Source organism: Burkholderia sp. AU30198 (assembly GCF_020419825.1).
In the GTDB taxonomy this organism is placed as follows: Bacteria; Pseudomonadota; Gammaproteobacteria; order Burkholderiales; family Burkholderiaceae; genus Burkholderia.
In genome coordinates this window covers 101,080-125,582 of the sequence record NZ_JAIZSA010000019.1, presented here as the reverse complement: position 1 = coordinate 125,582, position 24,503 = coordinate 101,080, and the positions used below count along the sequence as shown (strand labels likewise).

The following is a 24,503-nucleotide window of genomic DNA, read 5'->3' as shown; positions in this document are numbered from 1 at the left end:
CCGTAACGGAACTCCCATGTCCATCACCATCCGCAAGCTCGATTCGACGAGCGAAGGCTTCGGCGCCGAGCTGCGCGCGCTGCTCGCATTCGAGGCGAGCGAAGACGCGGCGATCGAGCAATCGGTCGCGCAGATCCTCGCTGACGTGAAGTCGCGCGGCGACGCCGCGGTGCTCGAGTACACGAACCGTTTCGACCGGCTGAGCGCGAACAGCGTCGCCGCGCTCGAACTGCCGCAGGACGCGCTGCAGACGGCGCTCGACGGCCTCGCGCCGAAGGCGCGTGCGGCGCTGGAAGCGGCTGCGGCGCGCGTGCGCGCCTACCACGAGAAGCAGAAGATCGAGTGCGGCACGCATAGCTGGCAGTACACGGAAGCGGACGGCACGGTGCTGGGCCAGAAGATCACGCCGCTCGACCGCGTCGGCCTGTACGTGCCGGGCGGCAAGGCCGCGTATCCGTCGTCGGTGCTGATGAACGCGATTCCCGCGCGCGTCGCGGGCGTCGGCGAGATCGTGATGGTCGTGCCGACGCCGGACGGCGTGAAGAACGACCTCGTGCTCGCCGCGGCGCTGCTCGGCGGCGTCGATCGCGTGTTCACGATCGGCGGTGCGCAGGCGGTCGGCGCGCTCGCATACGGCACGGCGACCGTGCCGGCCGTCGACAAGATCTGCGGCCCCGGCAATGCGTACGTCGCGTCGGCGAAGCGCCGCGTGTTCGGCACGGTCGGCATCGACATGATCGCCGGACCGTCGGAAATCCTCGTGCTGTGCGACGGCACGACCGACCCGAACTGGGTTGCGATGGACCTGTTCTCGCAGGCCGAGCACGACGAACTCGCGCAATCGATCCTGCTGTGCCCGGACGGTGCGTTCCTCGAGCGCGTCGAAAAGGCGATCGTCGAGCTGCTGCCGTCGATGCCGCGCCAGGACGTGATTCGCGCGTCGCTCGAAGGCCGCGGCGCGCTGATCAAGGTGCGCGACATGGCCGAGGCCTGCCGGATCGCGAACGACATCGCGCCCGAGCACCTGGAGATTTCGGCGCTGGAGCCGCAGCAATGGGGCAAGCAGATCCGCCATGCGGGCGCGATCTTCCTCGGCCGCTACACGAGCGAGAGCCTCGGCGACTACTGCGCGGGCCCGAACCACGTGCTGCCGACGTCGCGCACCGCGCGCTTCTCGTCGCCGCTCGGCGTGTACGACTTCATCAAGCGCTCGAGCGTGATCGAGGTCAGCGCAGAAGGCGCGCAGACGCTCGGCGAGATCGCATCCGAGCTCGCGTACGGCGAGGGGCTGCAGGCGCACGCGAAGAGCGCCGAGTTCCGGATGAAGAACTGACCGCACGCTGCATGGGGCCGCGGCTGGCGCAGATGCGCCGCCCGGCCTGCCCCCGAAGGCCGGGGCTGGAGACACCTGTGCAGGGCGGCAGCCGCCGCTCTGCCGATCATTTGACGCCGGCGCGACGCACGCCGGCTTGAGACCATGACGACGCCACAAGACATCATCCGCCGCGACGTGCTCGCGATGACGAGCTACCCGGTGCCGGACGCGAGCGGGTTCGTGAAGCTCGACGCGATGGAGAACCCGTACCCGCTGCCCGAACCGCTCGCCGCGGCGCTCGGCGAGCGTCTCGCACAGGTCGCGCTGAACCGCTACCCGGCGCCGCGCCCGGCCGCGCTGCTCGACAAGCTGCGCCACGCGATGGGCGTGCCGGCCGCCTGCGACGTGCTGCTCGGCAACGGCTCGGACGAAATCATCAGCATGATGTCGGTTGCCTGCGCGAAGCCGGGCGCGAAGGTCCTCGCGCCGGTGCCGGGCTTCGTGATGTACGAACTGTCCGCGAAGTTCGCGCAGCTCGAATTCGTCGGCGTGCCGTTGAAGGCCGACCTGACGCTCGACGTCGACGCGATGCTCGCGGCGATCGCCGAGCATCGTCCGGCGCTCGTCTATCTCGCGTACCCGAACAATCCGACCGGCACGCTGTACGACGATGCCGACATCGAACGGATCGTCGCGGCCGCGCGGCACAGCCTGATCGTGATCGACGAGGCGTACCAGCCGTTCGCCGTTCGCTCGTGGCTGCCGCGCGCCGCCGAATTCGACAACGTCGTCGTGATGCGCACGGTGTCGAAGCTCGGCCTCGCGGGCATCCGCCTCGGCTATCTGGTCGGTTCGCCCGCGTGGCTGACCGAATTCGACAAGGTGCGCCCGCCGTACAACATCAACGTGCTGACCCAGGCGACCGCCGATTTCCTGCTCGACCACCTCGACGTGCTCGACGCGCAGGCGGCCGATCTGCGTACGGAACGCACGCGCCTCGCGCAGGAAGTGGCCGCGCTGCCGGGTGCGACGGTGTTCCCGAGCGCCGGCAATTTCCTGCTGGTGCGCGTGCCGGATGCGGCTGCCGTGTTCGATGCGCTGCTCACCGAGCGGGTTTTGGTCAAAAACGTGAGTAAAATGCATCCGTTGCTGGCTGAATGCGTGCGGCTGACCGTCGGCTCTCCCGACGAAAACGCGCACCTGCTGGCCGCTTTGAAACTCGCGCTGCCCGGTTGAGCCTCTGGGCGCCGCAGCGCGAAACGATCAATCCCCATTTACATCGACTCAGTCAAGGAATTGCCATGCGTGTGGCGGAAGTCGTTCGCAATACCAGCGAAACGCAGATCCGTGTGAAGCTCAATCTCGACGGCACGGGCCAGCAGAAGCTGGCCACCGGCGTGCCGTTCCTCGACCATATGCTCGACCAGATCGCTCGACACGGTCTGGTCGATCTCGAGGTTGAAGCGCATGGCGATACGCATATCGACGACCACCACACGGTCGAGGATGTCGGCATCACGCTCGGGCAGGCTGTTGCGAAGGCGATCGGCGACCGCAAGGGCATCCGCCGCTATGGCCATTCGTACGTGCCGCTCGACGAGGCGCTGTCGCGCGTCGTGATCGACTTCTCGGGCCGGCCGGGCCTCGAATTCCACGTGCCGTTCACGCGGGCGCGGATCGGCACGTTCGACGTCGACCTGTCGATCGAGTTCTTCCGCGGTTTCGTGAACCACGCGGGCGTCACGCTGCACATCGACAACCTGCGCGGGATCAACGCGCACCATCAGCTCGAGACCGTGTTCAAGGCGTTCGGCCGTGCGCTGCGCGCGGCGGTGGAGCTGGACGAGCGTGCGGCGGGGCAGATCCCGTCGACGAAGGGCAGCCTCTGAACCTGAACTGACCGGACGGAGCGTCAAGGACAACCTCACGGCTTCGGCGCGTGGCGCCGGCTTGCGATGGATCTGCTCAAATCGTTCATTTCGCTGCTGGCGCTGATCAACCCGGTCGGTGCGGTACCGTTCTTCCTGAGCCTGACGGCCCAGCAGACGGATGCCGAGCGGCGGCGCACGATCCGGATCGCGTCGGTGTCGGTGTTCTGCGTGATCACGGTGACGACGCTGCTCGGGCAGCAGATCATCAACTTCTTCGGCATTTCGGTCGGGTCGCTCGAAGTGGGCGGCGGGATCATCATGCTGCTGATGGCGATCAACATGCTGAACGCGCAGATCGGCAACACGCGATCGACGCCGGAGGAGCGCCACGAGGCCGAGCTGAAGGACAACATCGCGGTCGTGCCGCTGGCGATTCCGCTGCTCACGGGCCCCGGCTCGATCAGCACGGTGATCATCTATGCGGCGAACTCGCATCACTGGTATGAGCGGGCCGGGCTGGTCGCGATCGGCGCGGTCCTGGCTTTTCTGTGTTTCGTCGCGATGCGGCTCGCCGAGCCGATCGCGAACTGGATCGGCCGCACGGGCATCAACATCGCCACGCGGCTGATGGGTCTGATGCTGTCGGCGCTGGCGGTGGAATTCATCGTCAATGGACTGAGGGCGCTACTGCCTGCACTGAGATGAAAACTTCGATTGCGATTGTGGATTATGGGATGGGCAACCTGCGCTCGGTCGCGCAGGCGCTCAAGAAGGCCGAACCGGCCGCCGACGTGGCGATCGTCGACACGCCGGCCGCGATTCGCGCGGCCGACCGTGTCGTGCTGCCCGGCCAGGGTGCGATGCCCGACTGCATGCGCTGCCTGGGCGAATCGGGCCTGCAGGAGGCCGTGATCGAGGCCTCGCGCACGAAGCCGCTGCTCGGCGTGTGCGTCGGCGAGCAGATGCTGTTCGACTGGAGCGCGGAGGGCGACACGAAGGGCCTCGGCCTGTTGCCCGGCAAGGTCGTGCGTTTCGAGCTCGACGGCCGCCTGCAGGACGACGGCTCGCGCTTCAAGGTGCCGCAGATGGGCTGGAACCGCGTGCGCCAGTCGCAGCCGCACCCGCTGTGGGACGGCGTGCCCGACGACGCGTATTTCTACTTCGTGCACAGCTATTACGTGACGCCGGACAACCCGGCTCATACGGTGGGCGAAACGGCATACGGCGCGCCGTTTACGTCCGCGGTCGCGCGGGATAACCTCTTCGCGACCCAATTCCACCCCGAGAAAAGCGCGGAGGTCGGGTTGCGTCTGTATCGCAACTTCGTACACTGGAAGCCGTGAACGTCGCGTGCGTGCCACAGTCGGCGGGCCGGAAAGGCCTGTCGCGTGGGGCTCGCCCGCCTAAGCGCCGAAAGAGTTGTACTAAACTAGCGAGACGGCGCGGTACCGGATTGGCCGGTACGCGCCGGATTCTTTTCTTCTTCCACAACGACACCCGATTGCTATGTTGCTGATTCCGGCCATCGATCTCAAAGACGGTCAGTGTGTGCGCCTCAAACAGGGCGATATGGACCAGGCCACGATTTTCTCCGAGGACCCGGCGGCGATGGCCCGCAAGTGGGTCGATCTCGGCGCCCGGCGGCTCCATCTGGTCGACCTGAACGGCGCATTCGCTGGCAAACCGAAAAACCTCGAGGCCATCGAGGCGATCCTCGAAGAGGTCGGCGATGAAATCCCCGTACAGCTCGGCGGCGGCATCCGCAGCCTCGAGACGATCGAGAAGTATCTCGACGCCGGCCTGTCCTACGTGATCATCGGCACGGCGGCCGTGAAGGATCCGGGCTTCCTGCAGGACGCGTGCACCGCGTTCGCCGGTAGCATCATCGTCGGGCTGGACGCGAAGGACGGCAAGGTCGCGACCGACGGCTGGAGCAAGCTGACGGGCCACGAAGTGATCGATCTCGCGCGGAAGTTCGAGGACTACGGGGTCGAATCGATCGTCTACACGGACATCGGCCGCGACGGGATGCTGCAGGGCATCAACATCGAGGCGACCGTGAAGCTCGCGCAGGCGGTCGGCATCCCGGTGATCGCCAGCGGCGGCCTGTCGAACCTCGTGGACATCGAGAATCTGTGCGAAGTGGAAGAGCAGGGCGTCGAAGGCGTGATCTGCGGCCGTGCGATCTACTCCGGCGATCTCGATTTCGCGGCCGCGCAAAAGCGCGCGGACGAACTGAACGGCGAACTCGACAACGCGTAAGCGCGGTTGTCCCGCTCGCCGGGGCTGCCAGCAGGCGGCCCCGACCGGAAGCCTCGCGCGAGGCTTTCCGTAACCGGCCGTCCCATCGCGGCATTTGGCGCAACATCATGGCTCTAGCTAAACGCATCATCCCCTGCCTGGACGTGACTGCCGGGCGTGTCGTCAAGGGCGTCAACTTCGTCGAGCTGCGCGACGCCGGCGACCCCGTCGAGATCGCCCGCCGCTACGACGACCAGGGCGCCGACGAACTGACGTTCCTCGACATCACCGCGACGTCCGACCAGCGCGACCTGATCCTGCCGATCATCGAAGCCGTCGCGTCGCAGGTCTTCATTCCGCTGACCGTCGGCGGCGGCGTGCGCGCCGTCGAGGACGTGCGACGCCTGCTGAACGCGGGCGCGGACAAGGTCAGCATGAATTCGTCGGCGGTCGCGAACCCGCAGCTCGTGCGCGACGCGGCCGACAAGTACGGCTCGCAGTGCATCGTCGTCGCGATCGACGCGAAGCGCGTGTCGGCCGACGGCGAGACGCCGCGCTGGGAAGTCTTCACGCACGGCGGCCGCAAGAACACGGGCCTCGACGCGATCGAATGGGCGCGCAAGATGGCCGAGCTCGGCGCGGGCGAGATCCTGCTCACGAGCATGGACCGCGACGGCACCAAGTCGGGCTTCGACCTCGCGCTCACGCGCGGCGTATCGGACGCGGTGCCGGTGCCGGTGATCGCATCGGGCGGTGTCGGCTCGCTGCAGCACCTGGCCGACGGCATCAAGGACGGCCGCGCCGATGCGGTGCTGGCCGCGAGTATCTTCCACTACGGCGAGCACACGGTCGGCGAGGCGAAGCGCTTCATGGCCGACCAGGGCATCCCGGTGAGGCTGTGATGAATACGGAAACGAATGCATTGCCCGCGTGGCTCGACAAGGTCCGCTGGGACGACAACGGCCTCGTGCCGGTGATCGCGCAGGAAGCGTCGACGAACGACGTGCTGATGTTCGCGTGGATGAACCGCGAGGCACTGGCGAAGACGATCGAGACGCAGCGCGCGGTCTACTATTCGCGCTCGCGCAAGCGCCTGTGGTTCAAGGGCGAGGAGTCGGGCCACGTGCAGCACGTGCACGAGGTGCGGCTCGACTGCGACGAGGACGTCGTGCTGCTGAAGGTCGAGCAGGTATCGGGCATCGCGTGCCACACCGGCCGGCATTCGTGCTTCTTCCAGAAATTCGAAGGCACCGTCGACAGCGGCGACTGGGTCGCGGTCGAACCGGTGCTGAAAGATCCCGAACACATCTACAAATGACGCAATCGACCGAAGACACGCTGCTGCGCCTCGCGGCCGTGATCGATAGCCGCAAGGGCGGCGACCCCGATCAATCGTACGTATCGCGCCTGTTCCACAAGGGCGACGACGCGGTGCTGAAGAAGATCGGCGAAGAGGCGACGGAAGTCGTGCTGGCCGCGAAGGACGTGCGTCAGGGCGGCGCGCCGACGGCGCTGGTCGGCGAGGTGGCCGACCTGTGGTTCCACTGCCTCGTGATGCTGTCGCATTTCGACCTGAGCCCGGCCGACGTGATCGCCGAGCTTGAGCGCCGCGAAGGACTGTCGGGTATCGAAGAGAAGGCCCTGCGCAAGCGCCGCGAGCGCGAGGAAAACGGCGGCTGACACGTAGCGTCCCGCCGCGGTGGCAACAGTGCGGTAAGCTGTAAGAATTGTCATCTAACGGGGGTAGCATCATGACCGATACGTCGAACCAGTTTCCGACGCCTGCGGTGCCGGGGGCTGCGGACGCCGAACGCCTGAACGGGCTGCGCACGCTGACTCATGTGCTCTATGGCCTCTATGCGTTTCATTGGCTGACGGGCGGCGTCACGGGCATCATCGCGATCATCATCAACTACGTGAAGCGCGACGACGTGGCCGGCACGCCGTATGCGGCCCACTTCGAGTGGCAGATCCGCACGTTCTGGCGCGCGCTGATCGCGTACGTGATCGGGTTCGCGCTGATGTTCGTGGTGGTCGGATTCGCAGTGATGTTTGTCACATGGATCTGGACGCTGTACCGTATCATCAAGGGTTGGCTGTACCTGAACGACAACAAGCCGCTCGATCCGCAGGCCTGGTTCTGACCGGCTGCGCGCGGGCGTCTGCAGGAGCAACATGAGTCACGATCCGAATTGCCTGTTCTGCAAGATCGCGGCAGGCGAGATCCCGAGCACGAAGGTGCACGAGGACGACGAATTCGTCGCGTTCCGCGACATCCGCCCGGCGGCCGAGACGCACGTGCTCGTGATTCCGCGCCAGCATCTGCCGACGCTGTCGGCGGCGAGCGAGACCGACGCGCCGATGCTAGGCCGGCTGATGCTGCTCGTCTCGCGTCTGGCCGACCAGCTCGGCGTCGCGTATACGGGTGGCGAAACCGGTTTCCGTACGGTGATCAATACGGGCCCGGGCGGCGGGCAGGAGGTCTACCACCTGCACGCGCATATCCTGGCGGGCCCGCGCCCCTGGCAGCGGATGGGTTGACGGCGCGGGGCGTATCCCTGCATCGATGGTCGAAGCCGGCGCGTTGCCGGCGATTTACGCCGCATGGCGGCGTGGTTGAGGAGAGGTTTTATCATGGGTGGATTGAGCATTTGGCACTGGCTGATCGTGCTGCTGATCGTCGCGCTGGTTTTCGGTACCAAGAAGCTGCGCAACATCGGCAACGATCTCGGCAGCGCCGTGAAGGGTTTCAAGGACGGCATGAAGGACGGCGAAGCACCGGCGGACGCGCAGCAACTGCCGCGCTCGGGCTCGGTCGACGTCAACGCGAAGGAAACGACGCGTTCCGATTCGAACAAGGCGTAACGCCGGCACGCTGACAGGCATTCGCGATGCTGGATCTCGGTCTTTCGAAGATGGCGCTGATCGGCGTCGTCGCGCTCGTGGTGCTCGGCCCCGAGCGCCTGCCGCGCGTTGCGCGCACGGCAGGCGCGCTGTTCGGTCGTGCGCAGCGGTACATCAATGACGTGAAGGCCGAGGTCTCGCGCGAAATCGAACTCGACGCGCTGCGGACGATGAAGACCGATTTCGAGGCGGCCGCGCGCAATGTCGAGACGACGATTCACGACAACCTGCGCGAGCACGAGAAGGAACTGAACGACACGTGGCATTCCGCGGTCGGCGGTCTCAACGAAGCGGCGGGTGACGCCGGTTCGTACGGTTCCGACACACCCGCCGCGCCGTCGTGGCGTGGCAGTACGGCCGCGCTCGCGCCGAAGCGCCGCAACTGGCGCGTCAAGCAGGCGGCTGCGCCTGTCTGGTACAAGCGCGCGACCACCCGCCGTACGCACGTGCAGTCGGGCGCCGCGCGTGTCGCGCGCCACCAGCCGGCCAGCCTGCGCCGGCCGACGCGCTTCTTCTGAGCCGAGCGCATGCTCGCTCGTCAATCCTACCGAGGGCCGGCGTGAGCGACCCCCAGCAGAACCCGGGCGACGCCCCGGAAGAAACCTTCATTTCCCATCTCGTCGAGCTTCGCGATCGCATCATTCGCGCGGGCGCGGCCGTGATCGTCGTGTTCCTCGGGCTCGTCTACTGGGCGCCCGACATCTTCCGGCTGCTCGCGCGGCCGCTGATGCAGAACCTGCCGAAGGACGGCAAGATGATCGTCACCGACGTCACCGGCTCGTTCTTCGTGCCGATGAAGGTCACGATGCTCGTCGCGCTCGTGATCGCGTTGCCGATCGTGCTGTACCAGATCTGGGCGTTCGTCGCGCCGGGGCTGTACCAGCACGAGAAGAAGCTCGTCGCGCCGCTCGTCGGCAGCAGTTACGTGCTGTTCCTGTGCGGGATGGCGTTCGCATACTTCCTCGTGTTCCCGACGATCTTCCGCGTGATGGCGCACTACAACGCCCCGCTCGGGGCGGAAATGACGACCGACATCGACAACTACCTGAGCTTCGTGCTCGGGATGTTCATCGCGTTCGGGGTCACGTTCGAGGTGCCGATCGTCGTCGTGCTGCTCGTCCGGATGGGCGTGCTGTCGCTGAAGAAGCTGAAGGAGATGCGGCCGTACGTGATCGTCGGCGCGTTCGTCGTCGCGGCGGTCGTCACGCCGCCGGACGTGTTCTCGCAACTGATGCTCGCGTTGCCGCTGGTCGTGCTGTTCGAGATCGGGTTGCTGGCTGCGCGGTTCTTCGTACCGAAGAAGCCGGCCGAAGCGGGCGAGGCGGAGAACGGCGAAGCCGCCAGTTGATGGCGGCGCGCCAGGGCGGTGCGCGGTGGGGCCGGACTTCCGGCCGCACCTGAACGGGCCCGGTGGAGCTGGTAGCTGGAAAGCACGTGGCGAAGGCCACCTTCCCGGCAACGAAGGTCTTTCGATGCAAAACGAAAGGGCAGCCAACCGGCTGCCCTTTTTCATTTCCGATGGTGCTCGGCACACGGCGGTGCGCCGCGCGCCCGACGTCATTCGGTATCGCTGTCCTGCTCGTCGAGCGTCTGCTTCGGCGGCGGCGGGCGCTTGCCGATCACCACATTCACATCGAACTCTTTGCCCTTGCGCACGACGTGCACCTTGGTCGGCGTGCCGGGTTTGATCTGCGCGACAGTGTTCAGCAGCTTCGTCGTGTCGGTGATCTCGTCGCCGTTGACCGACACCAGGATGTCGCCCGGCTTGATGCCGGCCTTGTCGGCCGGGCCGCCCTGCAGCACGCCGGCGACGATCGCGCCCGATTTCTGCGACAGCCCGAACGACTCGGCGATTTCCGGCGTGACGTCCTGCGGCTCGACGCCGATCCAGCCGCGCGTGACCGAGCCCGACGTGATGATGCTTTCGAGCACCGTGCGCGCGGTCGACACGGGGATCGCGAAGCCGATCCCGAGCGAGCCGCCCGAGCGCGAGTAGATCGCGGTGTTGATGCCGAGCAGGTTGCCGTTCACGTCGACCAGCGCGCCGCCCGAGTTGCCGGGGTTGATCGGCGCGTCGGTCTGGATGAAGTTCTCGAACGTGTTGATGCCGAGGTGGTTGCGGCCGAGCGCGCTGATGATCCCCATCGTGACGGTCTGGCCGACGCCGAACGGGTTGCCGATCGCGAGCACGACGTCGCCGACGCGCGACTGGTCGGAGCGGCCGAGCGTGATCGTCGGCAGGTTCGTCATGTTGATCTTCAGCACCGCGAGATCGGTCTCGGGATCGCTGCCGATCACTTTCGCAGTGGCGGTGCGGCCGTCGGCGAGCGCGACTTCGATCTGGTCGGCGCCATCCACGACGTGCTGGTTCGTTAGAATGTAACCTTCAGGGCTCACGATAACGCCCGAGCCAAGGTTGGCGGCCGGTTCGTCCTGCTGCTTGCGGGCGTTGCGGTCGCCGAAGAAGTAGCGGAACAGCGGATCTTTCGCGCGCGGGTCGGGCGGCAGCGAGCCGTCCTTGCTGGAGAACACGTTGACGACGGCCGGCATCGCCTTTTGCGCGGCTTCGGCGTACGACGTGGTCGCCGGCGCGCCGCCGATGCCCGGCGCGACTTCCCGCAGCGCAACGATCGGCGTGGCGAGCTGCTTGCCGAGCTGTCCTTGCCGTTGCAGCCATTGCGGCTTGAGCGTCACGACGATGAACATCAGCGCGAGCAGCACGGTAACCGCCTGCGCGAAGAACAGCCAGAAGCGTCTAAGCATCTGAATAGACTAGAGGTTTATATGGATCGGATCGAACTTGAATTGTACTTGAACAATACCCTTGAAACCGCGCGCTTCAAGGACTATTGCCCGAATGGCCTTCAGGTCGAGGGGCGTCGCAAGATCGAGAAGATCGCCACCGGCGTGACGGCATCGGTCGCGTTTCTCGAAGCCGCGCTCGAATGGGGGGCAGATGCCGTGCTCGTCCATCACGGCTATTTCTGGCGCAACGAGCCGCCGCAGATCACGGGCCGCAAGTACCAGCGCCTGAAGCTGCTGCTCGCGAACGACCTGAACCTGTTCGCGTTCCACCTGCCGCTCGACGCGCATCCCGAGTTCGGCAACAACGCGCAGCTCGGCGACCGGCTCGGGCTGATCGGCGAGCAGCGCTTCGGCGAAGGCGACCTCGGCTGGATGGCGACGCTGCCGATGCCCGTCACGCTCGAGCACTTCGTCGCGAAGGTCGAGCGCACGCTCGGCCGCACGCCGCTCGTGCTCGGCGATTCGGACACGCAGCTGCGCCGCATCGCGTGGTGCACGGGCGCCGCGCAAAGCTATTTCGATGCGGCGATCGACGCCGGCGCCGACGTGTTCCTGACCGGCGAGGTGTCCGAATACGTGACGCACATGGCCGCCGAGAGCGGTGTCGCGTTCGTTGCGGCAGGGCACCATGCGACCGAGCGCTACGGAATCCAGGCACTTGGCGCCCACTTGTCCGAAGAATTCGATATCGAACACCTTTTTATCGATATCCATAACCCGGTCTGAATGCCGGATTTGCGGCAGCGCATCGAAATTTCACAATGTAGCGGACGCTTAAAAGTGAAATGATTTAATCGCTCCGGTAGTGGGGGGAAACCCTTAACTATCAATCACTTCGAAGGGATTTTCATCTCCGGGCCTTGTAAATGGCGGCTCCATTCGAGCAAACTAGCGGCGGAATGGAAAGTCGTGACGGAAAATCCAACTCAGAAGTGGGGCGTGTGATGCGAGACAAGGAAGAGAAACGCGTCGACAGCGGCCGCCGTACCTGGCTGATTGCGACATCCGTAGCAGGTGGCGTGGGAGGCGTAGCCACCGTCATACCTTTCGCGGCGTCGCTTGCGCCGTCCGCGAAAGCGAAAGCGGCCGGTGCACCGGTCGAAGTCGACATCAGCGGGCTGAAGCCCGGTGAAATGGTCACCGTGCCGTGGCGCGGCAAGCCGGTGTGGATCTTGAACCGCACCGACTCGATGCTGGCCGATGTGGTCAAGGCCGACAAGGAAGTGGCCGATCCGACCTCCGAAAAGCCCTATACGATGCCGTTGCCCGCGTATTGCGCGAACGAATATCGCTCGCGGGCCGATCGCAAGAACATTCTCGTCGTGATGGCCGTGTGTACGCACCTCGGCTGCACGCCAAGCCAACGCTTCACGCCGGGTCCGCAGCCGAACCTGCCGGATGACTGGCCGGGCGGTTTCCTGTGCCCGTGCCATGGTTCGACCTACGACCTCGCCGGCCGTGTGTTCAAGAACAAGCCGGCGCCTCAGAATCTCGACATCCCGCCCTACATGTTCACGTCGGCAACGACCCTCGTGATCGGCAAGGACGAGAAAGGAGAAGCGTGATGGCCGACAACAAGGAAGTCTCCACGACAGGTCTCACCGGCTGGATCGATCAGCGCTTCCCGCTCACGTCCACCTGGAAGAAGCACGTTTCCGAGTACTACGCGCCGAAGAACTTCAACTTCTGGTACTTCTTCGGCTCTCTCGCGCTGCTGGTGCTCGTCAACCAGATCGTCACGGGCATCTTCCTGACGATGAACTACAAGCCCGACTCGACGCTCGCGTTCGCGTCGGTCGAGTACATCATGCGCGAGGTGCCGTGGGGCTGGCTGATCCGCTACATGCACTCCACGGGCGCGTCGATGTTCTTCGTGGTCGTCTACCTGCACATGTTCCGCGGGCTGCTTTACGGGTCGTACCGCAAGCCGCGCGAACTCGTGTGGATCTTCGGCTGCGCGATCTTCCTGTGCCTGATGGCCGAGGCGTTCTTCGGCTACCTGCTGCCGTGGGGCCAGATGTCGTTCTGGGGCGCGCAGGTGATCGTGAACCTGTTCTCGGCGATCCCGTTCGTCGGCCCCGACCTGTCGCTGTGGATTCGCGGCGACTACGTGGTGTCGGACGTCACGCTGAACCGCTTCTTCGCGTTCCACGTGATCGCGATTCCGCTTGTGCTGGTCGGCCTCGTGATCGCGCACCTGGTCGCGCTGCACGAAGTGGGCTCGAACAACCCGGACGGCATCGAGATCAAGGCGAAGAAGGACGCGAACGGCGTGCCGCTCGACGGCATCCCGTTCCATCCGTACTACTCGGTGCACGATTTCCTCGGCGTGTGCGTGTTCCTGATGGTGTTCGCGCTGATCGTGTTCTTCTCGCCGGAGATGGGCGGCTACTTCCTCGAGGCGAACAACTTCGTCCCGGCGAACCCGCTGCAGACGCCGCCGGAGATCGCGCCGGTCTGGTATTTCACCGCGTTCTACGCGATGCTGCGCGCAACCACCGACCCGTTCAAGATCGTGCTGATGATCGTGATCGCGGTGCTCGGCGTGCTCGCGCTGATCCGCGCGCGCGGCAAGTGGAAGGCCGGGCTGCCGGTGCTGGCCGCGGCGATCGTCGTGTTCATGTACCTGACGGAGTCGAAGTTCTGGGGCGTCGTCGTGATGGGGTCGGCGGTGATCACGCTGTTCTTCCTGCCGTGGCTCGACCGCAGCCCGGTGAAGTCGATCCGTTATCGGCCGCTGTTTCACAAGGTGTTCCTCGGGATCTTCGTCGCGGCGTTCCTGACCCTCGGGTTCCTCGGCACGCGGCCGCCATCGCCCGCGTCGACGCTGATCGCGCAGGCTTGTGCGCTGATCTACTTCGCGTTCTTCCTCGGCATGCCCGTCTGGACGCCGCTTGGCACGTTCAAGCAGCCGCCGGAGCGGGTGCGCTTCAAGCCCCATTAACGTGAGCGAGGAGAGAACGACATGAAGAAACTGCTTTCGACACTCGCGCTGATCGGGGCGACCGCGTGTGCGCTGCTGGTGGCGCCGGCGGTTCGGGCGGAAGGTAATTTTCCGCTCGACCGGGCGCCCGATAACACGGAAAATCTCGTTTCGCTTCAGCACGGCGCGCAATTGTTTGTAAACTATTGCCTGAACTGCCACAGCGCGAACCTGATGCGCTACAACCGTCTGACGGATCTGGGCATATCCCAGAAGGAGATCGAAACGAATCTCCTGTTCACGACCGACAAGGTCGGGAACACGATGTCCGTCGCGATGCGCCCTGAAGACGCGAAGAACTGGCTCGGCACCTCGCCGCCCGACCTGTCGGTCGAGGAGCGGGCGCGCGGCCGCGACTGGCTGTATACGTATCTGCGCAGCTTCTATCGCGACGATACACGGCCGAGCGGCTGGAACAACGCGGTGTTCGAGAACGTCGGCATGCCCCATGTCCTGTGGCAGCTGCAGGGGCAGCGCACCGCCAAATTCGAAGACAAGACGGACGAGGAGACGGGGGAGAAGGTCCATACGCTCGTCGGCTTCCAGCAGGTCACGCCGGGGACACTGTCCGCGGTGGATTATGATGCTGCGGTTGCCGACCTGGTGGCGTACATGACCTGGATGTCCGAGCCGGCTCAGCAGACCCGCAAACGCCTCGGCGTCTGGGTGCTGATCTTTCTCGGTGTCCTGACTTTCCTGGCCTGGCGGCTCAATGCCGCGTACTGGAAAGATATCAAGTAATCACGCCTGACCGGCGTGGGGCCGGCGCAAGGTGGAACCCCGGAAGGGGTTCGCCGCGTGCCGGCCCTCGGCTTTTTTGAGGAAACGCAAACATGATGGTTCTGTATTCCGGCACAACTTGCCCGTTCTCCCAGCGTTGCCGGCTGGTGCTGTTCGAGAAGGGCATGGACTTCGAAATTCGTGACGTCGACCTGTTCAACAAGCCGGAAGACATCTCGGTGATGAACCCGTACGGTCAGGTGCCGATCCTGGTCGAGCGCGACCTGATCCTGTACGAATCGAACATCATCAACGAGTACATCGACGAGCGCTTCCCGCATCCGCAACTGATGCCGGCCGACCCCGTGCAGCGCGCACGTGCACGCCTGTTCCTGCTCAACTTCGAGAAGGAACTGTTCGTCCACGTCAGCACGCTCGAGAACGAGAAGGGCAAGGCAGCGGAGAAGAATCACGAGAAGGCACGCCTCGCGATCCGCGATCGCCTGACGCAACTCGCGCCGATCTTCGTGAAGAACAAGTACATGCTCGGCGAAGAGTTCTCGATGCTCGACGTCGCGATCGCACCGCTGCTGTGGCGTCTGGATCACTACGGCATCGAACTGTCGAAGAACGCCGCGCCGCTGATGAAGTACGCGGAACGGATCTTCAGCCGTCCGGCGTATATCGAAGCACTGACGCCGTCCGAAAAGGTCATGCGTCGTTAATGTTGCAGGCATGACGGAGAGGGCGGCGCGGCGTGCCGCGCTCCCGCTCCGGGTTCGAGGATTGTGATGCAAGAGATTTCAACGAAGCCTTATCTGCTGCGCGCGTTGTACGAGTGGTGCACCGATAACGGTTACACGCCGCATATCGCGGTGAGGGTCGACAACTCGACGCGCGTGCCGCGTCAGTTCGTGCGTGACGGCGAGATCGTGCTCAACATCAGCTTCGAGGCGACGAGCCAGTTGCAGATGGGCAACGAGTGGATCGAGTTCACGGCCCGGTTCTCCGGGAAGGCGCACAAGATCGAGATTCCGGTTGCCAACGTGCTCGCGATCTATGCACGCGAGAACGGGCAGGGCATGGCGTTCCAGGTCGATGCGGTCGCGGGTGAAGGTGCGGATTCGGGTGCGTTCGACGACGAAGCGGCGCAGGCCGACGACGTGCAGCGTGATGAGTCTCCGTCGACGCTGACACCTGTTGCCGAGCGCGGCGCGAACGAGGAACCGTCCGAAGGTGCCGACGAACCGCCGAAAACCGACGGCGACAGCTCGAAAGGCGGCAGCAGACCTCGCCTCAAGATCGTGAAATGAGGTAGAATCTCAGGCTACGCCGGCTTAGCTCATCTGGTAGAGCAGTTGATTTGTAATCATCAGGTGGCGGGTTCGAGTCCTGCAGCCGGCACCAAATACCCATCCGAGGGAATCCTCGGAAATCCAGAAACCCGTGATAGCATAAGGCTTCACGGGTTTTTTTATTCCAGCGTTGTCCAGCGATGCCCGTCTGAATCCGGGGGCATGTGGGGGCACCTCCGGGGGAATCTTGGCGTTTGATAAGTGCCCCCGAGAAAAATGCCCCCTCGGGTTGTAAGGTGCCCCATGCCATTGACCGACATCGCCGTCCGTAAAGCGACGCCCCGTGAAAAGCCGTACCGCCTTGCTGATGGGGGCGGCATGTACTTGGAGGTCGCGCCCTCGGGCGGGAAATACTGGCGGCTCAAATATCGCTTCGCCGGCAAGGAAAAGCGGCTCGCGCTGGGCGTCTATCCGGATGTTTCGTTGGCCGCTGCGCGCGAGAAGCGCGACGACGCGCGGAAGAAGCTTGCGGCAGACATTGATCCAGGCGAAGCCAAGAAAGCCGATAAGCGGGCGGTACGTCTGGCAGCGACCAATTCCTTCGAGGCAGTTGCGCTTGGCTGGATGGATGAACTCAAGCCGTACGTTACGGCTGGGTCGATGGCGAAGACCAAGGCCCGCTTCGAGAAGGATGTTTTCCCTTGGATCGGCAAGCGGCCGGTAGCGGAAATCGATGCCCCTGAAGTTCTGACTGTCCTTAAGCGGATCGACAGCCGTGGTGCTCGTTTCACGGCTCACAAGGTCCGTGGCGAGATCAGTCGCGCATTCCGCTATGGAATCAAGGAAGGCTACTGTAAGTTTGACCCGGCTCGTGATTTGGTCAATGCCATTCCACCGGCGCAGACCACGCACTTCGCTTCGATTACCGAGCCCGCTAAGGTCGGCGCCATGCTTCGGGCATTCGACGGGTTTTCCGGCACGTTTCCTGTTCTATGCGCGCTCAAGCTTGCGCCCATGTTGTTCACTCGACCCGGCGAACTGCGCAAGGCCGAATGGGCTCAGTTCGATCTTGATAAGGGCGAATGGCGATACCTTGTCACGAAGACGAAGACCGAGCATCTGGTTCCGCTCGCAACACAAGCCGTTCAGATTCTGCGGGATCTTCATGCGCTGACCGGAAACGGCCGTTACGTCTTTCCGGGGGCGCGTTCGGCTCAGCGCCCGATGAGCGATGCCGCAGTCAATGCGGCTCTGCGCCGTTTGGGCTACGACACGCGGACCGAAATCACCGGCCACGGCTTTCGGGCGATGGCGCGGACGATTCTTCACGAGGAACTGGAACAAAAGCCCGAAGTCATCGAGCATCAGCTTGCTCATGCCGTGCCCGACACGCTCGGCAAGGCATATAACCGCACGAAGTTCATCAAGGAGCGGAGGGCGATGATGCAGAAGTGGGCTGACTATCTGGACAAACTCAAGGTAGGGGCAGAAATCGTCCAGACGGGTGCTGCATAGTGCCGGTGGCTTACCGCCGAATTTCTGCGAATAGATGAACGAAGAGTAATGTACTGGTGCCGCGCTCAACGTGGCTTGATCAAAATGAGGACAATATGCCTTTGCAAGTGGACTTGCCTGATGGCGAGCTCATCGAATGCACCCGCTTGGCACGTGCGATCACGTTGGCGAGATTGACGAAACAAGGGCTGACCGGGATTGCTTGCGTTGTCGGCAAAGTCATGAAAATCCAATTAACGCCGAAGGCGGTGGTTGGGCAGACAGGATCGATCACGGTCGATAGCGAGGCAGAGTCCGTCTCGGTTAAGTTCCGGCAGAGGTATACGCCAGTGGGCCAATCGGGCGTTGATCCTCGCCTAATTCAATCTGGTAGACCATCGGGGTTACTGATTATCGATGAGCTGTCCAATGCCGTTGATTTGTTCGCGGAGGCTGGGGTTGACCAAGGGGCGATGTCGTTACACTACAAGCTGACGGACGAAGACCGGGCACTTCTTGTCCGGCTGTTGCCTGATCTGCCGCAATTGCAGGCTCCCGTGACCCTCGAAGCTCGTGAGGCATTTTTGAATGCCTATCGTGCTCATCCAGATCGAGCCGGCTGGGAGCCGGAATTACTCTCTGTATTCGATCCTGACGCGGAGCGGGGGCGGCTTGAAGATTTGTCGCTGAAATGCCAGCAGGAACTGCGCGACGATTTCATCGAGCAGCGTTTCGCGGCGTTCAACTCCGACCATAGTCGGGCAAAGCTGCTGGTTGCGGGGACGTTCATCCCGCGTCAGATGGTGCTCGACTATCTAAAGCAGTGGCACGACATGGTGCCGATTTGGAGCCGACCCGACGAAGGTGCTTCAACGCAGACAGCAGTTCTTGCTAGCCCCCGATCAGATGTGCCGAGCGCCATTCCTGAAAAGGTGCCGTCGCAAGATAGCCGATCCTCCAAGGATAAGGCGAGGGAGGAGGGCCTTGATCCTACGGATGTATATGAATACCGCGAGCAACTTGTGGGCAAGGCTCGCACCAAGCGTACGGCTGAACACTTCGGAGTAAGCGACGGTCTCGTTCGCAGGAAAATTCGTCAATACCACAAGGAAAGGGGGCAGCCTGCGAGTCCATTTCCTGTTCCGGCCAAGAAGAAGTAGTTCCGCTTCGGACGTTGCTGTTCCGCTTCGGACTCCGGCAGACGTTGCTGGACAATGCTCTTCAACAGACCTTTGACCGGAACAGGTGTTCCGGCCGTGAAATCTCCGTCCCCGCGGCGCAAGCCGTAATTCGGTGGGCGACGACCAATGCGTCGTTCGCCACCTCTCGACGGAGATTTTTCATGCAGTTCAAGACCCAGATCGGCAGTTTGCCGCAGCCGCTTTCGGCGTATCGCAGTACGTGTGCCGAAACGGTCGATTCGACTCGCTCGCCGGACACGGTCCGTCGGATCATCCGTGTGAAGGAACTGGTCGAGCGCATCGGCCTCTCGCGCTCGACCGTGTATATGCTCATCGCAACCGACCCGAGCTTCCCCAAGAAAATCAAGCTGACCGAGCGTACGACGGGCTTCGATTCGGTGACCGTCGATGCCTGGATCGCGTCGCGCGCGTGCAAGTAAGGGGGCCGGTCATGCTGCATTTCCCTAACCCCGGCATGTCCGCGCAGCCCGCCGTGTTGGCTCAGGCCTCGTTGAGCGACACGACGGGGCTCAACGTTCTCGGTCAGGAGCTGAGCGACGTTGTGCTCGCGCAGTGCAACAAGTACCAGCTGACCGTGGCTCAGGCCATTGCGCAGATGTTCTTCAAGCTCAGCGTCGCGAACCAGGGCGCCCGTCATGTCGAAGACGAGGGCGGTAACCGCATTCCGCTCACGCTGAACTGCGTGCTGATCGGGCCGGCCGCCACCGGGCCGATCACCATGCAGGCGCTGGCTGCGGATCTGACAGCGATCGAGATCGAAACCGCTCCCGCCGCAATCGAAAAGCAGGCGATGTTCAAGGCGGCAGGTCAGTTGCGTCTCGAACAGCGCAGGCAGATCGACGCCGCGATCAAGGTCGCGGCGCGCAAGATGGTTCGTCTGCACGCGCTGCTCGCGCAACGCCGCGAACTCGAAGCCCGCGAGCCGAAAGCGGACGACTACCCGGATCACCAGATCGAATTGATCGCGTGGAACCAGCGCAAGGAGTCGCTGCAAATCTCAGTCGTGCAGGCCGAGCTGGAAGATGATCCCGACACGGCAAAGGCCTTGTGCAAAGCGCTGAACGCGCTGGTGGCGACGCCGCCGTCGAGCTTCGAGGCCGATTACCGTGTCTGGTCGCTCAAGGTCGCGGCAGTCGAAAGCCAGATCGTGCTGCTTCAGGGAGCCGACGACGAAGTGGCGCACCTGAGCGCTGAAAGCCAGGTACTGCTGGAAGAGGACGCTCGCGCAGTGCAACCTGCCAAGCCGAAGCTCGTTTTCCTGAACGTCGCCGTGTCCGCCGTGCATAAGGCGATCACGACGCAGTGGCCGGTCGCCAGCGCACTTTACTCCGGTGCGTCGGTGATCAAGGCGCTGATCAGGCATGGGGAAGCGATGACCGCGGCAGGCAGCGGCCGGTTGCTGTCCCCGCATGCGCCCGGCCGGGTGCAGCTCGGCATATTCGCCGCGACGACGCCCGGAGTGTTTGTACGCGACGTGGCCGCAGCGGGCGCTGACGGTGCGGCGGCGCTGGGCAATTTCCTGATCCTGGGCGATCTGCCGCAGCATGATCGTGGTGTGCGGCAGAAGCCGTCCGACCCGGACTGCCTGGCGGCGTTCGACGCCCAGGTTCGGGCGATGGGCGCGGCATCGGTGCGCGAACTGTTGTCCGGCGATTTCGTGCCGCCGCCGATCACGGTGTCGCCGGATGCCGTGGCGATCATGGAGGCCGCGTGCAGCGAATGGCGCAACCAGCGCTTCGCCCGGAATCAGCTTCTGGTCATGGATGCGTTCCTCATGATGCGGGTGCGTCAGACGTTCTACGTGATTGCTGGCCTGTTGCACCTGTGGCGCGGTGAGGTGTGGTCGCTGTCGGTCGGCACCATGCAGGACGCGATCACGGTCGGCCGATTCCTGATCGACCAGATGGGGCACACCGTGGCGATGGCGCGCGAGGTGCCCGCTGAAGAGATTGATGCCAAAGCATTGTTCCAAGCGCTGTGCGGCTACGTTGACCAGCAGATGGAGAAGGGCGAGGCCAAGCCCTTCGAAATCAAGCTCAGCACGCTGCATTCCAAGGCGAAGAATTTCGGGCTGAGCCGAGCACGCGTCAACGGCGCCCTGAAGGTGCTGGTGGCGTGGGGCTGGGTCACGGTTCGTCAGGAGGGCCTTGACACTGTGCTCGATCTCGACCAGCACCGCTTCAGCTCGATGAACCGTCCCTCCTGAATCAGCCAAGCGCCCACGGGGTAGCCCGTGGGCAATATGCCCCGGTTCTTCTCTTTACCCGCGAACCTGCTGCGCATGCCGATCTTTGGTATGCGCGAGGCAGGGTGCGCCGTGAATATTCCGTAATCGTGCGGTTTGCGCACGAAAGGATCGACAAATGAAATTCCAGTTCTTCAATTCGCCGGCTCGCATGCCGGCCTTCATCTCTGCCAGGGGCACCGTTGCCACCAACCCGTCGCCCATGCAGTGGTACCTCATGTTGGCGTTCGCCGTCGGCTCGACGTTCCTGGGCGTCTTCATTGCCGCCTGCGCCGGCTGGGAAAGCGGTCGCGGCGTGCGTGATCGACTCGTGATGGCGGCGACGGGCGTCCTGATCGTTTCGAGCTCGCACGTGCTGCCCGCGCTTGGCGTCCGTTTCGATGGCATGCGCCGCGCCGCAACTCTGGGAGCGTGGATCGGATGTCTCTCGTATGCGCTACTCGGGCAGGCGACTTTTTTCGCGCTTGCGCAGCAAGACGCTGGTGATGCTCGCGCGATGGCAGTCAACGTGCCGGGCGCGACGGAGCGCGTGGACGCCTCGCCGGGACGCAGTCTCACGGTCATTGCACAGGACGAAGCCGCCGTGACCGCAAAACTCGAAAGCGCGAAGGCCGCACGCTGTTCGCCCGGTGTATGCCGGTGGCGCGATGCTCGCCAGCACGCACTAGAGGCTCAGCTGACAGCGCTCGAGGTCGAGGCCGATGAAGCCAAGCGCCGCGAAGCGCGAGAAGATCGCGCGGCAAGGCAGGCTGACGACGCGCGGGCGCTGCGCGAGGTGCGTCGTGCCGATCCGGTCGGGTTACAGGCTGCGGCGCTGTTCGGTTGGAGCGCGGCGAGCATTGGCCTGTTTCGGGCACATCTGCCGGCGGTGATGCTCGAATTGCTGCCCGGGCTGTTCTGGGCACTGGTGTTCGCGGGCGAAAGGCGCGTGGCTCCCAGCGCCCGTGATGCATGCAGTGACCATTCTGTTACCGCCGCTCCCGTCGTTGCAGCAGATCCGCTGCCTTCGGGAGCGCGCGCCGGCGCAGGCACGAGGGCAAAAACAGGGTGTGAGATGCCTCTCAACGAAGATCTGGCCACAGCTCTGAAGATGGCCGCGCGCGCGTGGGAAGTTGGCAAGTCCGTTGCGTTCCTCATCGGGCGTCGTTACGCGGTCCGGCCTGGCGTCGACAACAAGTGACGGGGGCGGACATGGGCAATAGATTCGAGACGGCTATTCCGGCGCAACAGTTCCCGGGCGTCGCACCAGATGCGAAGTATGTGACGCACGGGAACGTTCGGTTCCGTCTTCCACGGAGAGCGTCCATGGCTTTGGCCGCTGCACGCCATTTTCTGACACGTGTCGTTCATGACCAGTACGACGTTGCTGGGAGCGCCGGGAGCGAGCGGTTGCATAAGGCGAGCTGCGTCGCTCATCGGTTGGGCGAGATCGAAACGGCCGTGACGGAAGTCCTGCTGCTCAACGAGTCGGGCTTCACGAGCAAGTTGGACAGCTATGGCCGCATCGTCGAACTGATCGAAAACGGCGTGGGGCGCTTCTTCAACGACGAAAACTTCCAGATGGGCAAGGTCATCGGCGGTGATCGTGGAGAGATACTTGATCGCTATCGCGTTCGCCCGAAGGTTCAGCTTTTCTTCGATGTGTGCGCGCGACACCCAGTCGGCCAGTACGGCGCGCAGTATTTCGCCGCGCATCCCGCCAGCCGCACGCCGGACGGCAAGCAGTTCCTATGGGAGTCGTACAACGAGCTGATCGAGATGATGCGGGCCGAGGCCGAAGCGCGCAGGCTCGACAAGCTGGACATCGCGAACACCTTCCGGTCGACGCGGGCTTTCAACAGCATGATGGCGGTTGTGAAACGCTGCTTCGCGAAACGCTCCCGGATCTTCGTCGTGTGCATGGATGTCTTCTATCACGCCGACTGGGCAGACAAGGTGGCCTTTGCGGCGCGGCATGAGAGCTTCGAAACCACCCTCATGATACTGGCGCTCCCAGCGACTGACGCAGTTGGCTTCGCGCAGATCGAATACCGCGCATGTGCGCTGGTAGGACAGTTCGTGGCGCCACATGTGTTGCAGCACCGACATCTTGAAGTCAGCGCTGTACGTCTCGTGCTTCTTGCGCAGCCCTGCTTCACCATGCGCCCGGAAAGCGCTCACCCAACGTCGCAGCGTTGAATACCCGATTCCGTACTGCCGACCGAGCGACTCACAGCTGCCTTCGCCATTCAGATACGCCTTGACCATCTGTTGCTTGAACGACTGGTCATACTTCGTCATGAAAAACCCCCAAGGGTTGGAATCATGTCCAACTCTCGGGGGTCAGCTCAGTTGGCGTAGCCCTTTTTCGTATTCAAGATCCACTTGTCTGGAACTTGCCCGATAACGCACACTGAATATATATCCTGGATGCTTTTTCGGATGCGCATTCGCGGATTTTTCATCTGATGCTGCTGAGAATTTTTAAACTGTCGAGCAGGTAAAGCATGGGTAATCTCGATATTGTGTCGTAGATGGGTTGTCACGATGGGTATCATGCACGGCTCGCGTGTTTTCGCTGGACTTATGCTTCGTGATGTATTGATTGCGGGAGGCTGGATGAAGCGGCTTTTGATAGTGCTGTTCCGGGTAGCAATTATGGCGTTTGTGGCGTCGACCATCATGATGGTGAAACCCGCGCAAGCGGTGACCGTGCCGCAGAAAGATGCTGCAGCGTTGAATACGAGCGAGGGTGCTCAACCGTTCGTAGCGCAAGTTGTCGGACTGGAGTGGCTGAACCCATTGCAGCGGCGCGACTATCCGACGCAATGGCAGATTCTCTGGACAATGGGGCTTGTTCAGCCGAACAAGAACGACGATATGGTTCGGACGATGCCGCAGAAATTTGCGAAGCTCCAGTCAATTGGTGCGCTGGTGTATGGCAACCAAGGAGAGGAAACATTCAAAGGCTTCTATCACAAATACGTCCGTAAAGTGCTCGGACTGTTCGGTGATCGCTATGTGATGAACGCCAAGTATTTCTACACGGTCAAGTCCAAGAGAAAGAGCGACTGGCGTGAACTGGCCGGCATCCATGTGGAGTTTGCCGTGCCGGATGGACTTGATGCTGGCGAGGCGCAGGGGTATCTGCAGGAAAGCATCATCGATAATTTTGAGATAGGGAATAAATATGCGCTGGATCTTTGGAGCAAAGACACGCCTCCCGACGTCCACGTCAACCAGGGTGGCGCAAACGCCGGCTTCACGTCGCTGAACCGCGCACTGGATTACCTGCAGGCGAAGCGGCACAACGTTACGAAGATCACGTGAACCTGCGCATGTGCGCGCGCGACGTGACGGTCGCCCGGCGTGGGTAGGCGACGGGCAACATGAAGGGTGAAGACGGCACGAGCGATGTGCCGGAGGGTTACCAGGAATGGCACAACGAC

Annotated in this window: 29 protein-coding genes and 1 tRNA gene; 27 read left to right on the top strand and 3 right to left on the bottom strand. The window is 63.4% G+C overall.

Annotated elements, in window-relative coordinates; all coding sequences use genetic code 11:
- Window positions 1-16: 16 nt before the first annotated feature.
- The 14 genes from hisD (at window position 17) to tatC (ending at window position 9,679) form a co-directional block, all read left to right on the top strand.
- Window positions 17-1,333, top strand: a complete 1,317-nt coding sequence (hisD, locus tag LGN19_RS32260; RefSeq protein ID WP_122944233.1) for a histidinol dehydrogenase — start codon at window positions 17-19, stop codon at window positions 1,331-1,333.
- Between the two features lie 144 nt (window positions 1,334-1,477).
- The gene (gene hisC, locus LGN19_RS32255) at window positions 1,478-2,551 is read left to right on the top strand and encodes a histidinol-phosphate transaminase (RefSeq protein ID WP_226219299.1); all 1,074 of its coding nucleotides are present in this window, start codon (window positions 1,478-1,480) and stop codon (window positions 2,549-2,551) included.
- A 65-nt stretch (window positions 2,552-2,616) separates the two neighbouring features.
- Window positions 2,617-3,204, top strand: a complete 588-nt coding sequence (gene hisB / locus LGN19_RS32250) for an imidazoleglycerol-phosphate dehydratase HisB (RefSeq protein WP_011350728.1) — start codon at window positions 2,617-2,619, stop codon at window positions 3,202-3,204.
- 66 nt (window positions 3,205-3,270) lie between these two features.
- Complete coding sequence (locus LGN19_RS32245) at window positions 3,271-3,891, top strand: YchE family NAAT transporter (RefSeq protein ID WP_011350729.1); 621 nt, start codon at window positions 3,271-3,273, stop codon at window positions 3,889-3,891.
- Window positions 3,888-4,529 (top strand): imidazole glycerol phosphate synthase subunit HisH, encoded by a 642-nt coding sequence (hisH, locus tag LGN19_RS32240; RefSeq protein ID WP_014898304.1) that lies wholly within the window; start codon window positions 3,888-3,890, stop codon window positions 4,527-4,529. Before LGN19_RS32245 ends, hisH begins: the two co-directional genes overlap by 4 nt.
- A gap of 163 nt (window positions 4,530-4,692) precedes the next feature.
- The gene (hisA, locus tag LGN19_RS32235) at window positions 4,693-5,448 is read left to right on the top strand and encodes a 1-(5-phosphoribosyl)-5-[(5-phosphoribosylamino)methylideneamino]imidazole-4-carboxamide isomerase (protein WP_226219297.1); all 756 of its coding nucleotides are present in this window, start codon (window positions 4,693-4,695) and stop codon (window positions 5,446-5,448) included.
- 107 nt (window positions 5,449-5,555) lie between these two features.
- Window positions 5,556-6,329: an imidazole glycerol phosphate synthase subunit HisF gene (gene hisF / locus LGN19_RS32230; RefSeq protein ID WP_011350732.1), complete on the top strand. Its 774-nt coding sequence runs from the start codon at window positions 5,556-5,558 to the stop codon at window positions 6,327-6,329.
- On the top strand, window positions 6,329-6,745 hold the full coding sequence (hisI, locus tag LGN19_RS32225) for a phosphoribosyl-AMP cyclohydrolase (protein ID WP_039366640.1): 417 nt from the start codon (window positions 6,329-6,331) through the stop codon (window positions 6,743-6,745). The genes hisF and hisI overlap by 1 nt, the downstream gene beginning before the upstream one ends.
- Window positions 6,742-7,107, top strand: coding sequence for a phosphoribosyl-ATP diphosphatase (locus tag LGN19_RS32220; protein WP_006485344.1), 366 nt, complete (start codon window positions 6,742-6,744; stop codon window positions 7,105-7,107). Before hisI ends, LGN19_RS32220 begins: the two co-directional genes overlap by 4 nt.
- A gap of 71 nt (window positions 7,108-7,178) precedes the next feature.
- Window positions 7,179-7,571, top strand: a complete 393-nt coding sequence (locus LGN19_RS32215) for a DUF4870 family protein (protein WP_122944238.1) — start codon at window positions 7,179-7,181, stop codon at window positions 7,569-7,571.
- A 31-nt stretch (window positions 7,572-7,602) separates the two neighbouring features.
- Window positions 7,603-7,968 carry a histidine triad nucleotide-binding protein gene (locus LGN19_RS32210; protein ID WP_043191762.1) on the top strand — a complete coding sequence of 122 codons (366 nt, stop codon included), beginning with the start codon at window positions 7,603-7,605 and terminating at the stop codon, window positions 7,966-7,968.
- A gap of 93 nt (window positions 7,969-8,061) precedes the next feature.
- On the top strand, window positions 8,062-8,292 hold the full coding sequence (gene tatA, locus LGN19_RS32205; RefSeq protein ID WP_021161850.1) for a Sec-independent protein translocase subunit TatA: 231 nt from the start codon (window positions 8,062-8,064) through the stop codon (window positions 8,290-8,292).
- Window positions 8,293-8,318: 26 nt separating this feature from the next.
- Window positions 8,319-8,849, top strand: coding sequence for a Sec-independent protein translocase protein TatB (tatB, locus tag LGN19_RS32200; RefSeq protein ID WP_226219295.1), 531 nt, complete (start codon window positions 8,319-8,321; stop codon window positions 8,847-8,849).
- A gap of 41 nt (window positions 8,850-8,890) precedes the next feature.
- On the top strand, window positions 8,891-9,679 hold the full coding sequence (gene tatC, locus LGN19_RS32195) for a twin-arginine translocase subunit TatC (RefSeq protein ID WP_174958705.1): 789 nt from the start codon (window positions 8,891-8,893) through the stop codon (window positions 9,677-9,679).
- A gap of 209 nt (window positions 9,680-9,888) precedes the next feature.
- Here the strand turns inward: tatC and LGN19_RS32190 are convergent, their stop codons facing one another.
- Entirely contained in the window at window positions 9,889-11,094 is a 1,206-nt protein-coding gene (locus LGN19_RS32190; protein ID WP_174952897.1) for a Do family serine endopeptidase, read from the bottom strand.
- Between the two features lie 21 nt (window positions 11,095-11,115).
- Between LGN19_RS32190 and LGN19_RS32185 the strand changes: the two genes are divergently transcribed.
- The 12 genes from LGN19_RS32185 (at window position 11,116) to LGN19_RS32130 (ending at window position 22,255) form a co-directional block, all read left to right on the top strand.
- Window positions 11,116-11,862 carry a Nif3-like dinuclear metal center hexameric protein gene (locus LGN19_RS32185; protein ID WP_122944241.1) on the top strand — a complete coding sequence of 249 codons (747 nt, stop codon included), beginning with the start codon at window positions 11,116-11,118 and terminating at the stop codon, window positions 11,860-11,862.
- 218 nt (window positions 11,863-12,080) lie between these two features.
- Window positions 12,081-12,701: a ubiquinol-cytochrome c reductase iron-sulfur subunit gene (gene petA, locus LGN19_RS32180; protein WP_057924755.1), complete on the top strand. Its 621-nt coding sequence runs from the start codon at window positions 12,081-12,083 to the stop codon at window positions 12,699-12,701.
- Window positions 12,698-14,080, top strand: a complete 1,383-nt coding sequence (locus LGN19_RS32175; protein ID WP_226219293.1) for a cytochrome b — start codon at window positions 12,698-12,700, stop codon at window positions 14,078-14,080. The genes petA and LGN19_RS32175 overlap by 4 nt, the downstream gene beginning before the upstream one ends.
- Window positions 14,081-14,101: 21 nt before the next feature.
- Window positions 14,102-14,860 (top strand): cytochrome c1, encoded by a 759-nt coding sequence (locus LGN19_RS32170; RefSeq protein WP_085042770.1) that lies wholly within the window; start codon window positions 14,102-14,104, stop codon window positions 14,858-14,860.
- Window positions 14,861-14,952: 92 nt separating this feature from the next.
- A complete protein-coding gene (locus LGN19_RS32165; protein ID WP_006400565.1) occupies window positions 14,953-15,564 on the top strand; it encodes a glutathione S-transferase N-terminal domain-containing protein in 612 nt (203 codons plus the stop codon).
- A 66-nt stretch (window positions 15,565-15,630) separates the two neighbouring features.
- Window positions 15,631-16,152: a ClpXP protease specificity-enhancing factor gene (locus LGN19_RS32160; RefSeq protein ID WP_226219291.1), complete on the top strand. Its 522-nt coding sequence runs from the start codon at window positions 15,631-15,633 to the stop codon at window positions 16,150-16,152.
- Between the two features lie 18 nt (window positions 16,153-16,170).
- Window positions 16,171-16,246, top strand: a tRNA-Thr gene (locus LGN19_RS32155).
- A 191-nt stretch (window positions 16,247-16,437) separates the two neighbouring features.
- Window positions 16,438-17,649, top strand: a complete 1,212-nt coding sequence (locus LGN19_RS32150) for a tyrosine-type recombinase/integrase (protein ID WP_213263731.1) — start codon at window positions 16,438-16,440, stop codon at window positions 17,647-17,649.
- 95 nt (window positions 17,650-17,744) lie between these two features.
- Entirely contained in the window at window positions 17,745-18,788 is a 1,044-nt protein-coding gene (locus LGN19_RS32145; RefSeq protein WP_226219289.1) for a hypothetical protein, read from the top strand.
- A gap of 14 nt (window positions 18,789-18,802) precedes the next feature.
- Window positions 18,803-19,249 carry a helix-turn-helix transcriptional regulator gene (locus LGN19_RS32140; protein WP_226219287.1) on the top strand — a complete coding sequence of 149 codons (447 nt, stop codon included), beginning with the start codon at window positions 18,803-18,805 and terminating at the stop codon, window positions 19,247-19,249.
- A gap of 11 nt (window positions 19,250-19,260) precedes the next feature.
- On the top strand, window positions 19,261-21,036 hold the full coding sequence (locus tag LGN19_RS32135; protein WP_226219285.1) for a DUF3987 domain-containing protein: 1,776 nt from the start codon (window positions 19,261-19,263) through the stop codon (window positions 21,034-21,036).
- Between the two features lie 157 nt (window positions 21,037-21,193).
- Window positions 21,194-22,255 (top strand): hypothetical protein, encoded by a 1,062-nt coding sequence (locus LGN19_RS32130; protein WP_226219283.1) that lies wholly within the window; start codon window positions 21,194-21,196, stop codon window positions 22,253-22,255.
- Here the strand turns inward: LGN19_RS32130 and LGN19_RS39975 are convergent.
- Together LGN19_RS39975 and LGN19_RS39970 are read right to left on the bottom strand one after the other, a co-directional pair.
- Window positions 22,222-22,770 carry a hypothetical protein gene (locus LGN19_RS39975; RefSeq protein WP_226219281.1) on the bottom strand — a complete coding sequence of 183 codons (549 nt, stop codon included), beginning with the start codon at window positions 22,768-22,770 and terminating at the stop codon, window positions 22,222-22,224. The two genes, LGN19_RS32130 and LGN19_RS39975, sit on opposite strands and share 34 nt — an antisense overlap.
- Before the next feature lie 33 nt (window positions 22,771-22,803).
- Window positions 22,804-23,322: a helix-turn-helix domain-containing protein gene (locus LGN19_RS39970; RefSeq protein WP_413227258.1), complete on the bottom strand. Its 519-nt coding sequence runs from the start codon at window positions 23,320-23,322 to the stop codon at window positions 22,804-22,806.
- A gap of 279 nt (window positions 23,323-23,601) precedes the next feature.
- Here LGN19_RS39970 and LGN19_RS32115 point away from each other — a divergent pair, with 279 nt between their 5' ends.
- Window positions 23,602-24,384, top strand: a complete 783-nt coding sequence (locus LGN19_RS32115; RefSeq protein WP_319000672.1) for a hypothetical protein — start codon at window positions 23,602-23,604, stop codon at window positions 24,382-24,384.
- The last annotated feature ends 119 nt before the right edge of the window (window positions 24,385-24,503 follow it).

Excerpts from the sequence above, each read along its gene's own strand:
- LGN19_RS32215 (WP_122944238.1), top strand. The coding sequence starts at position 7,179 with ATGACCGATACGTCGAACCAGTTTCCGACGCCTGCGGTGCCGGGGGCT.
- LGN19_RS32165 (WP_006400565.1), top strand. The coding sequence starts at position 14,953 with ATGATGGTTCTGTATTCCGGCACAACTTGCCCGTTCTCCCAGCGTTGC.
- LGN19_RS32160 (WP_226219291.1), top strand. The coding sequence starts at position 15,631 with ATGCAAGAGATTTCAACGAAGCCTTATCTGCTGCGCGCGTTGTACGAG.
- LGN19_RS32130 (WP_226219283.1), top strand. The coding sequence starts at position 21,194 with ATGAAATTCCAGTTCTTCAATTCGCCGGCTCGCATGCCGGCCTTCATC.
- LGN19_RS32210 (WP_043191762.1), top strand. The coding sequence starts at position 7,603 with ATGAGTCACGATCCGAATTGCCTGTTCTGCAAGATCGCGGCAGGCGAG.
- tatA (WP_021161850.1), top strand. The coding sequence starts at position 8,062 with ATGGGTGGATTGAGCATTTGGCACTGGCTGATCGTGCTGCTGATCGTC.
- LGN19_RS32170 (WP_085042770.1), top strand. The coding sequence starts at position 14,102 with ATGAAGAAACTGCTTTCGACACTCGCGCTGATCGGGGCGACCGCGTGT.
- petA (WP_057924755.1), top strand. The coding sequence starts at position 12,081 with ATGCGAGACAAGGAAGAGAAACGCGTCGACAGCGGCCGCCGTACCTGG.
- hisF (WP_011350732.1), top strand. The coding sequence starts at position 5,556 with ATGGCTCTAGCTAAACGCATCATCCCCTGCCTGGACGTGACTGCCGGG.
- hisI (WP_039366640.1), top strand. The coding sequence starts at position 6,329 with ATGAATACGGAAACGAATGCATTGCCCGCGTGGCTCGACAAGGTCCGC.
- LGN19_RS39975 (WP_226219281.1), bottom strand. The coding sequence starts at position 22,770 with ATGCGCGGCGAAATACTGCGCGCCGTACTGGCCGACTGGGTGTCGCGC.
- LGN19_RS39970 (WP_413227258.1), bottom strand. The coding sequence starts at position 23,322 with ATGGTCAAGGCGTATCTGAATGGCGAAGGCAGCTGTGAGTCGCTCGGT.
- LGN19_RS32190 (WP_174952897.1), bottom strand. The coding sequence starts at position 11,094 with ATGCTTAGACGCTTCTGGCTGTTCTTCGCGCAGGCGGTTACCGTGCTG.
- LGN19_RS32145 (WP_226219289.1), top strand. The coding sequence starts at position 17,745 with ATGCCTTTGCAAGTGGACTTGCCTGATGGCGAGCTCATCGAATGCACC.
- LGN19_RS32135 (WP_226219285.1), top strand. The coding sequence starts at position 19,261 with ATGCTGCATTTCCCTAACCCCGGCATGTCCGCGCAGCCCGCCGTGTTG.
- LGN19_RS32245 (WP_011350729.1), top strand. The coding sequence starts at position 3,271 with ATGGATCTGCTCAAATCGTTCATTTCGCTGCTGGCGCTGATCAACCCG.
- hisB (WP_011350728.1), top strand. The coding sequence starts at position 2,617 with ATGCGTGTGGCGGAAGTCGTTCGCAATACCAGCGAAACGCAGATCCGT.
- LGN19_RS32115 (WP_319000672.1), top strand. The coding sequence starts at position 23,602 with ATGGGTATCATGCACGGCTCGCGTGTTTTCGCTGGACTTATGCTTCGT.
- LGN19_RS32185 (WP_122944241.1), top strand. The coding sequence starts at position 11,116 with ATGGATCGGATCGAACTTGAATTGTACTTGAACAATACCCTTGAAACC.
- LGN19_RS32220 (WP_006485344.1), top strand. The coding sequence starts at position 6,742 with ATGACGCAATCGACCGAAGACACGCTGCTGCGCCTCGCGGCCGTGATC.
- hisD (WP_122944233.1), top strand. The coding sequence starts at position 17 with ATGTCCATCACCATCCGCAAGCTCGATTCGACGAGCGAAGGCTTCGGC.
- hisA (WP_226219297.1), top strand. The coding sequence starts at position 4,693 with ATGTTGCTGATTCCGGCCATCGATCTCAAAGACGGTCAGTGTGTGCGC.
- hisC (WP_226219299.1), top strand. The coding sequence starts at position 1,478 with ATGACGACGCCACAAGACATCATCCGCCGCGACGTGCTCGCGATGACG.
- tatB (WP_226219295.1), top strand. The coding sequence starts at position 8,319 with ATGCTGGATCTCGGTCTTTCGAAGATGGCGCTGATCGGCGTCGTCGCG.
- LGN19_RS32150 (WP_213263731.1), top strand. The coding sequence starts at position 16,438 with ATGCCATTGACCGACATCGCCGTCCGTAAAGCGACGCCCCGTGAAAAG.
- hisH (WP_014898304.1), top strand. The coding sequence starts at position 3,888 with ATGAAAACTTCGATTGCGATTGTGGATTATGGGATGGGCAACCTGCGC.